The 8,488-nt window shown below is 41.9% G+C and carries 8 protein-coding genes; 1 reads left to right on the forward strand and 7 read right to left on the reverse strand.

What is annotated here, in order from left to right; genetic code table 11:
* The 6 genes from AC1DWN_RS21400 to AC1DWN_RS21425 all read right to left on the reverse strand — a co-directional run.
* Positions 1–425: zinc dependent phospholipase C family protein (locus AC1DWN_RS21400; protein ID WP_477560928.1), on the reverse strand; the 425-nt coding region annotated here is incomplete at its 3' end.
* 245 nt (positions 426–670) lie between these two features.
* The gene (locus tag AC1DWN_RS21405; RefSeq protein WP_477560929.1) at positions 671–1,603 is read right to left on the reverse strand and encodes an acetamidase/formamidase family protein; all 933 of its coding nucleotides are present in this window, start codon (positions 1,601–1,603) and stop codon (positions 671–673) included.
* A 225-nt stretch (positions 1,604–1,828) separates the two neighbouring features.
* Complete coding sequence (locus tag AC1DWN_RS21410; protein WP_477560930.1) at positions 1,829–2,905, reverse strand: P-loop NTPase family protein; 1,077 nt, start codon at positions 2,903–2,905, stop codon at positions 1,829–1,831.
* Positions 2,906–3,127: 222 nt separating this feature from the next.
* Positions 3,128–3,421 carry a hypothetical protein gene (locus tag AC1DWN_RS21415; RefSeq protein WP_477560931.1) on the reverse strand — a complete coding sequence of 98 codons (294 nt, stop codon included), beginning with the start codon at positions 3,419–3,421 and terminating at the stop codon, positions 3,128–3,130.
* A 28-nt stretch (positions 3,422–3,449) separates the two neighbouring features.
* Entirely contained in the window at positions 3,450–3,932 is a 483-nt protein-coding gene (locus tag AC1DWN_RS21420; protein WP_477560932.1) for a class I SAM-dependent methyltransferase, read from the reverse strand.
* Between the two features lie 238 nt (positions 3,933–4,170).
* The gene (locus AC1DWN_RS21425; RefSeq protein ID WP_047679368.1) at positions 4,171–4,623 is read right to left on the reverse strand and encodes a VOC family protein; all 453 of its coding nucleotides are present in this window, start codon (positions 4,621–4,623) and stop codon (positions 4,171–4,173) included.
* A gap of 479 nt (positions 4,624–5,102) precedes the next feature.
* Here AC1DWN_RS21425 and AC1DWN_RS21430 point away from each other — a divergent pair, with 479 nt between their 5' ends.
* Complete coding sequence (locus AC1DWN_RS21430; protein WP_477560933.1) at positions 5,103–6,566, forward strand: IS1182 family transposase; 1,464 nt, start codon at positions 5,103–5,105, stop codon at positions 6,564–6,566.
* An 83-nt stretch (positions 6,567–6,649) separates the two neighbouring features.
* Here the strand turns inward: AC1DWN_RS21430 and ltrA are convergent, their stop codons facing one another.
* Positions 6,650–7,978: a group II intron reverse transcriptase/maturase gene (ltrA, locus tag AC1DWN_RS21435; protein ID WP_477560934.1), complete on the reverse strand. Its 1,329-nt coding sequence runs from the start codon at positions 7,976–7,978 to the stop codon at positions 6,650–6,652.
* Positions 7,979–8,488 lie beyond the last annotated feature (510 nt).

The following is an 8,488-nucleotide window of genomic DNA, read 5'->3' on the forward strand; positions in this document are numbered from 1 at the left end:
TCCTTCATCCTATTGTATAAATTTATGTCAGCTTGTAATCGTTCAAGTGAGTATAACGCTCTCCTTTCAGTTTTATTTTTATCTCCTGTTTTTTCTTTGAATTGTTTATGGATTGTTCTAAGCCAGTAAACATCAGTTAGAACATGGGAAAGATAYCCGAGAATGAAATTCCTGCAACTACTATTTGTGTACATGGATGAATTAAGAAACGTCCTACAATGTTCAATAATATCGTATCCTGAGGGCAACGTGTTGATTGGTATTAAGTTTAAATGCGTATTGTTCTTTTCTTCTTTACTTGCATTCTCTCTCATATGTATACTATCGGGAGCAATACTACCAAGTAAAAATTCTGGTTGTACTTCTTGATTAATATGTTCAAAAAGTTTCACTGACACTGTAAGATGAACCATTGAATATGGCAAATCTTCACCTCGTTAATTTTTTTTTATTAACTATTAGGAATCAGGCAATATTTTACAGTAGATTGTTTTGAGATGCCAGAAAAATATAAGGTACGATGGATATACTTAGAAACGTTGTTACCATCAACCTGCCCGTACTTCAATGAAAAATAGGAGCAAGCTGCCGCGGCAACTGCTCCAAGGTTCGTTGAACTATCGTTCCCCGTTAGCAATATTAGATGGTATCGCCTTGCTTTTATTTTTCCTTATCTGATCGAACCATGAGGAAGCACAGCATGTACACCTCGAACTCCATTAACTATTTGTGTAATCCTTAAATCAACGACAAGACTTGCTAAAGCTAGAGCTTCTTTACGTTCAAACCCAAATATTTCTTTCATAAGGTTTAACATGCCTTCTAGAGCGATTATGGTTGCTTCGTTTAAATCTTCATGAAAGCCCATTGTTATCCACGCCGTAAGAGTTTTTGCTCGTGGCATAGTTAAAGAAATATCTTCTCTAACAGAGAATGTAAGGTCCACCAATTCCATTGGACACTCTAATGCAGGACTTCCGACTTCTCCATCTCCTTGTATGGCATGACCGTCACCGACTGAAAATAACCCCCCTGAAACAGGGACTGGAAGATATAAAGTGCTTCCTGCGATCAATTCTTTGCAATCTATATTTCCGCCACAAGAGCGGGGTGTGAATGTTGAATGAATACCAGGTTCATCAGGAGGCATCCCCATTACTCCCATAAAGGGACGTAATGTTACCTTGTGTCCATGATCGCTTGTTCCTATCATTGATGTTGCGTTTAACTTCCAATTAAGATGAAATTCCTCACCATCTGCAATACCTAAGCTTTTATTTATAGGACTCGGAAACCCACCTGCACTATTCCATCCCCATGAACCAGGATGAATTTCATTAATTTTTATTTCAAGTACAGTACCAGGCTCAGCTCCTCGAATAGCAATAGGTCCACAAAGAGCGTGACCACCATCACGAGGACGTTCCCTTGGTTCGAATCTTTTACATACGCCCGGGGCTGAAAACGGTTCTAGTCCCCATCCTGCGTCAAGAGTGCTGTATCGAACGGCATCCCCAGAATCAATAGTTAAAATAGGTTCGAAATCGCGTGAGAAAGAGCCGTGCAATGTAGATCTTTCAGGGTTAATTGAATAATGGACCATTATTTTCCCTCCTACAATGTAATCCCTATTATGCTTATTTTAATTGAAGTATAAGGTTAAATTTCACAGAAATTGTGTGGCAATTGTGAGTTTCCTTGTTTAGCATTACTGCCCGCTAGCGTAACGATTGGGCACAATCATCTCTTGATGACCCCAAAGATCAATGTTATCATAAAAATGAAGTAGTTCTTTTGTTTAGAGACCGTACCTTTGCGAGAGGGCGGTCTAATTTTTTGCCAAGTTTCCGATAAAAAATAATTTATCTGGCTCTATCTCATCTGCGGCTCCATCCATTATCCGTCTCACACTATCCAATGTTTCCTGAAGCGACAACCATTCTCCAAGCTTTTTGGTATAGGGTTCTGCGACATAAAACGGTTGAGTCAAAAAGGCCTCCAAGCGTTTCCCTCGGTGGTAAGTTTGTACATCCGTTTCCGGCAGTTTTTCTAAACCTTGGTTATCAACTAGAAAGCGCAATTCCCGATAACGGCGAAGCAGCTTCCGAGCCCGCTGTTGGATCATAAGATGAGTTGCTTCCAATTGGGCTCCTTCCAATACCGTTGATGTGGACACTACCGGATCTACAGCCGGAAAAAATCCTCGCGATGTCAGATCAGCGTCAAATCGAAGAAGTGTATCCAGTGGACCATATGGAACATCTTCGTCAGGAGCATTAAAGCGAGTATCAACAAGGGCAACCGTCAAGGGACGAGCACCGGCTTCGTTAAGCCGCTCTCGCAAGACTTGTAATTCACCGGATATGACTGTTGCTCGATCAGCACCAAGAATTACATCATGTTCCGAACGTAAGGTGGCTACTCGCTCGAATACTTCCTCCATTGAGCCGCAAATAAAATCCGATTGAGGCAGTACATCTGCTATGCCATTCTTGATCTGAAATTTGTCCTCATCTTCGTATAGCGGTTCCCAGAGAATTGTCGTGTAGCCGCGTCGTTTAACCCGATTAAACAGCTCAGCCAACATAACCAGTTGCCCCATCCCGTAACTTGCCACTAAGCCAACGGTACCGCCTCGAACTACAGGCGCCAACAAATCCAAAACTTTAACTCCTGTTTCGATCATTGTAGCCCCACTCCCTCTAATAATCAATTCGTCGATACTGCAATTCGCAAGAGACGCAAGAATCGCAAGCGTTCGTACTTCCGCCCTTCCCACAGGAATTTTTCCCGTGCATAGGTTAGAAACCGTTGCTGGCCTTAACCCTGCAGCGCGAGCCGCCGTTGTAAGATTCGGGATACGGCGACGTAAAAGCGAAACATTGAGTTGTAATTCATCATTCATATTTATCACCTCCTTTACTCTATACAGTAATTCAAATTACTCCAAAGCGCAATATATTTTCTGGAATTTTTTTCTTAAATAATGTGATACGAACAAAAAGCCGCTCAATGGCGGCGGATTTATAACCAATTGCTAATGAAATCTACACGTTAGCTCAACGAAGCTGCCGTAGAGGCTTCGTCTTGTTAACTGTTACGCTATAGTTCCCAGTTAGCTTAATCGTTATCTTGCTTTACCGATCATCAAAGCATGATAGTTCGAAACCTTTAGACCTCTTGGAGTTGCATGCTGAAGAAATATATCTTCCACATCTTTCAGGCATTCTTGCCAAACGATTTTCTTCAATGATTCTTTCTGGCCAAAACATTTCTTAATCAGTACATCCTCGGGTCTAGATAGGTATTCAACTTCTTCAAATATCTGCAGATCAACTTTCTCTAGATTACTTTCAGATAGTTGGCGTTCAAACTTCGCTTTAATATCGTTAAGGTAATTGTCTGGAAATGGTGAGTACAACCCTGGGAAGAGACTTCGAAGCCCTCCGTCAGTCAGAATGATACAATCCCAACGACACACCACCTGGTTTAATGATCCGATGGCCTTCCTGTGTTCCCTTATGGAATAGCCATGGCCCCTTCTTCGTGTAGATGACGTCAAAGGAGGCATCGGTAAACGGTAATGGTTTATCGGCATCCACGACTAGAAATTTTATGGATTCGCCAAGATCCTGATTTGCTGATTCAATGTATCCGTCGATGACGTCGATACCCACGACTTCTTTTACTTTGTGAGCAAACAACTTCGTAAATTCACCGTGACCACAGCCTACATCTAATACTCGTTCGCTCCCATCGAGGAAGGCCGCAATTTTTTCTGCAAAGATAACCTCGGCACGCGGTTGGTCAAACATAGACTTCCAGGGATACTTGTATCCTCCGGTTTCTAACGCCAAATTTGCATGCCACTCTGATGATTGCGGCGGTATCCAATCGGGATGATTCATTGGATCAAACAATAGTTTCGTCACGTCAGAAGCTCCACTCGAAAGTATCTATCACTATGAATACAGAAGATTATGTAATTCGTTCCAATTGAGCTATCCTGCTCGTTAGCTTAACAAAGAAAAGGAGCAGCTGCCGCAGCAAACTGCAATGCGGTGTTTATATGCTGCACCCGACTTCTTCGAGATACATTCACACTGCTTTTCTGTTTCTATTTTTACTCTAGTAATGTATATTTTAGTTAAGTCTTCTTTTAAACGTCACTTATTTATTACCGAGTTGTTCCGCCAAACCGATTAGAAGTCCTTCATTTCCACGAATGTAGCAGAGMCGATACGAGTCCTCGTACTGAACCACTTCGCCAACGAGCTGAGCACCATACTTAGTGAGTCTGGATACCATTTCGTCAATGTCTTCAACGGTGAACATGACGCGTAGATAACCGAGGGCATTTACAGGAGCAGTTCGGTGATCTGATATAGTAGGTGGGGTGAGAAATCGCGAAAGTTCAAGTCGGCTGTGGCCATCTGGGGTAACCATCATAGCAATCTCTACACACTGTGAACCCAGCCCGGTTACGCGACCAGCCCATTCACCTTCGACAGTAGCTCGCCCTTCGAGCTTCAAGCCAATCTCCTCGAAGAAAGAGATTGCGTCATCAAGGGATTCTACAACGATGCCAACATTGTCCATTCTTAGTAATTTGTTTTTTGCCATAGTTTTATCTCCTTWTGTGTACAAATTTATTACCTGATCMTCTTCATATTTATTCTAGCAAGAATTACTAATTCCTTCCAAACGATTAACATCTTGTCACAGTTCAWGATAACAAWGATAAATCACAGTATAGTAAAATGTGAAATTTGGTTTTCGGATATGTCATATTAACTTTTATTCTACGAAATTCAATTCGTAATTACCGTAATAAGATCGTTTTACGTAATAAAATTACGTAGATACCCCTTTTCTAAACTCCTAATATTTTTATACTTTAACAATTCGGAGTTACGATATTATCTCCTGCTTATTATTTTTGATCAGTCAAGTAGAATGCAGGCCTACCATTTTGTAGGTTTGACCTGCAAGCCCTCACAGATCCGTACGTCAGACTGTCTAACAATTAAAGAAAAATCTTTTTTTTGGCATGAAAATGTATGTCCTTTGTCGAATCTTTATATCAAAGGAGATGAGCGCGTATGCCTTATATCGAAGGTGAAGATAGACATCAAATTCATTTACTGCCAAATACATTGGACGACTTTGTAGAAGAAGAAAATCCTGTACGAGTCATCGATGCTTACGTCGACAGCTTAACCCTGGAAGCATTGGGATTTCATGTGTATTCGGGCACCAAAGTGGGGCAAAAGCCGTATCGCCGGAAAGATCTTCTTAAGCTCTATCTTTACTGTTATATGAACGGCATCCGTTCCTCTCGCAAGATGGAAACTGAAACGAAAAGAAACATTGAACTGATGTGGCTAATTGGCAAGCTCCAGCCAGACCATTGCACTTTATCTGCATTCATGAAGAATAACCAAAAAGCTATAAAAAAGCTATTTAAAGAGTTCACCTTGATGTTAAAAGGTTTCGGTCTGATAGATGGTCAACTTGTCGCGATTGATGGCACAAAATTAAAGGCGAACTGCTCTAAAAAGCAACACTATAATGCCAATATTGTCAGTAAGAAGCTAGAATATGTCGATGAAAAAATCAATGTATACTTGCGTGACTTTTTAATGGAGGACAATCGCCAAAAAAAGCAGGAAATCACGGAAAAGTTAGAAGTCTATCAAGAGAGAATGCATAAGTTGCAGCTAATTAAACAAGAGCTCAAGGTAACAGGTGAAAACCAGCTTTGTGTTACAGATCCGGATGCCAAATCAATGAAAAACAACGGAAAGCATGAAGTTTGCTTCAATATTCAAACTGCGGTGGATAGCAAGTTTAAACTCATTGTGGACTGCGATACGGTCAATGATGTTAACGATCAAGGGCAGCTGTCCAATATGGTGCAGAAAACAAAGCAAATTTTTCGTGATCAACAAACCATAATTTTGGCTGATACAGGCTATTATAATTTTCTTGAAATCATCAGCGTTGTTAACGAAAGCACCGATCTCTTAATTAAGCCCCAAAAGGGAAAGCATAACAAAATATCTAGTGGATTTGATAAAGAGAATTTTGAATATGATGCCGTAAACGATAAATATATTTGCCCGTTGGGTTATCAATTACCTTTCAAATGGAACGGAAAACAAGATGGGAAAGAGTATAAGCGTTACACTTGCGAAGCCTACGATATTTGCGGACAAAAAGATTCCTGCACATCTGCCAAAGGCGGGAGATCGGTAACTAGGTTTAAAGACGAAGCAGTGATTGAAAAGATTACCGAAAATACGCGCATTCAAAGTAATATTTATAAGCAAAGAGGGGCAATCGTAGAGCACCCTTTCGGGACGATGAAACGTCATTGGGGCTATACATACTTTTTAACACGAGGGTTGGCATCAGTAGGCACTGAGACCAATCTAATTTGTCTTGCCTATAATCTCAAGAGAATGATCAAAATAAAGGGCGTGAAGGAGCTCATAGGTCTCTTCAGAGACCGAGCCCGTTCGAAATCTTACATACCCGGCTTTAATATGAGAAAAATTGCATAAGCCCACGTTTTAAAACATTCTGAACAAACAATTGCTAGACAGTCTGACGTGCCCAATTAAGGCATACGGCTCTTCAAATCATCTTACTGAACAAAGGCCTTAGCCTTGCGTTTCCCATAGATATTCACATAAATGCGAGGTTCCGGTAATGGGTTTCGTTTTAGGAATTGGTTGAAGCTCTCCCAATTAAAGCTTTGTTTCTGGCTTCTGCGGTTTAGCCATTTCATCAGCGCCTTTTCTATCTCTCTCTTAAACTTGACTAGATTCGGGTGGTTATCCGTGATCCCATAATATCGGTAATGTCCGGTTAATTTCTTGCGAATCGTTGCCATTAAGATTTCCAACTTTTCATGGCGATGCTGCTTCATCCAAATCCCGAACGTCTTAACTTTATTCTTGTATTTCTTTGCGCTTGTTTTGCGCTTTACCCGGAAGGATGTCCTCYTCGCATTCTTGCTGCAATAATGAGTAAAACCTAGGAAATCAAAAGTTGATGGTCTTCCACCACCATTCCTTTTGTACCACTCTTCCGCATAGCTTCCAAAACGAATAATCTTCGTTTTCTCTTCCGCAATGCTCAGGTTGAACTCTTTTAACCGTTGGATAAGTGCCTCATAGAAYTCTTTCGCATCTGTCTCGTATTGAAAGCAGCAAACAAAATCATCTGCATATCGCACCATGAATGCTTTCCCGTGGCTCTGCCCCTTTATCCTTTTCTCAAACCATAGATCGAGTACGTAGTGGAGATAAATGTTAGCGAGCAGTGGTGAAATAATCGATCCCTGCGGGGTYCCTTCYTCCGTTGGCTCCASGCGCCCCTCTTCCTGTACACCCGCTTTTAACATTCTGCGAATGAGTTGGAGGATATTAGGGTCTCCGATGCGAAGTGTCAGAAACTTTAACAGCCACTCGTGATCTACGTGATTGAAGAAACCGGAGATGTCCGCATCCACGATGAATTGGATCGATTGTTTGTCAATGATCTGATCCAACTGGATTAAGGCTCCATGACAACTTYGTTGCGGGCGAAATCCGTAGGAGCAGTCTAAGAAGTCTTGCTCATAGATCTGCTGCAGCACCTTATTTAACGCCGATTGCACGATTTTATCTTCATATGCCGCTATGCCTAATGGTCGTTTGCTTTTCTCATCCTTTGGGATGTATGTTCGGCGCGCCGGTTGCGGTCGATATCCCTTCCGCTTGAGCCGCCTTACCAAATCCTCGAGGTTTTCCTCCAAYAGCCCGGAATACTTCGTCTTGGTCACTTGATCTACCCCKGTGGCTTTGTTTGGATCCAGTTCTTCATGGCACTGTCTCAACAGTTCCATATTCAGCAAGTGGTACATTGATGTGAATTGTTCTTTGGGTTTTCTTTTCGCAATTTCAGCTATTCTTGCTAATTTTGTTTCCATGTGTTCGCCTACCCCTGTGTGTAGTTCATGTTTCCTTAGCGAGAGTGATAATTTGTAACCCCCTTCCAGTCGCCCTTCGGGCAACTGTACTATGAAGTTATCCGACTTCCTATCGTGCCTTTTGAACGTCCTTCCTTCCCGGGTTGTCCGTTCATACTGCGGTAATTTTCCTAAAGAGTACTCGTCTGCCGCAGAACCGATAGGATCTCTCAAGATCCCATGTCATCATTGTCTAGCATGCCCTGCTCTCTGACCCCGGGAAAGGGGTAAGCAACTCGCCTGTTACGCTGCTTATCCTGTAGTCTTCCGAGAGTTTAAAATCCGTCGACCTTCCCATTTTTGCAGTTCTTTCGAGGCTCAATCACACGGCCTACTATCTGACTGTCTACGCTTAAACCGTAAGGTTACCCTTAAAGCTCCAAGACTCGCTATTGGTGACCTGGCTAGAGTCTTCCCAAGCAGGATTTCCACCTGCTAAATGACATGACTTAACTTGACGCACTTAAACTA

This window comes from Paenibacillus sp. P4_A7 (assembly GCF_056402455.1).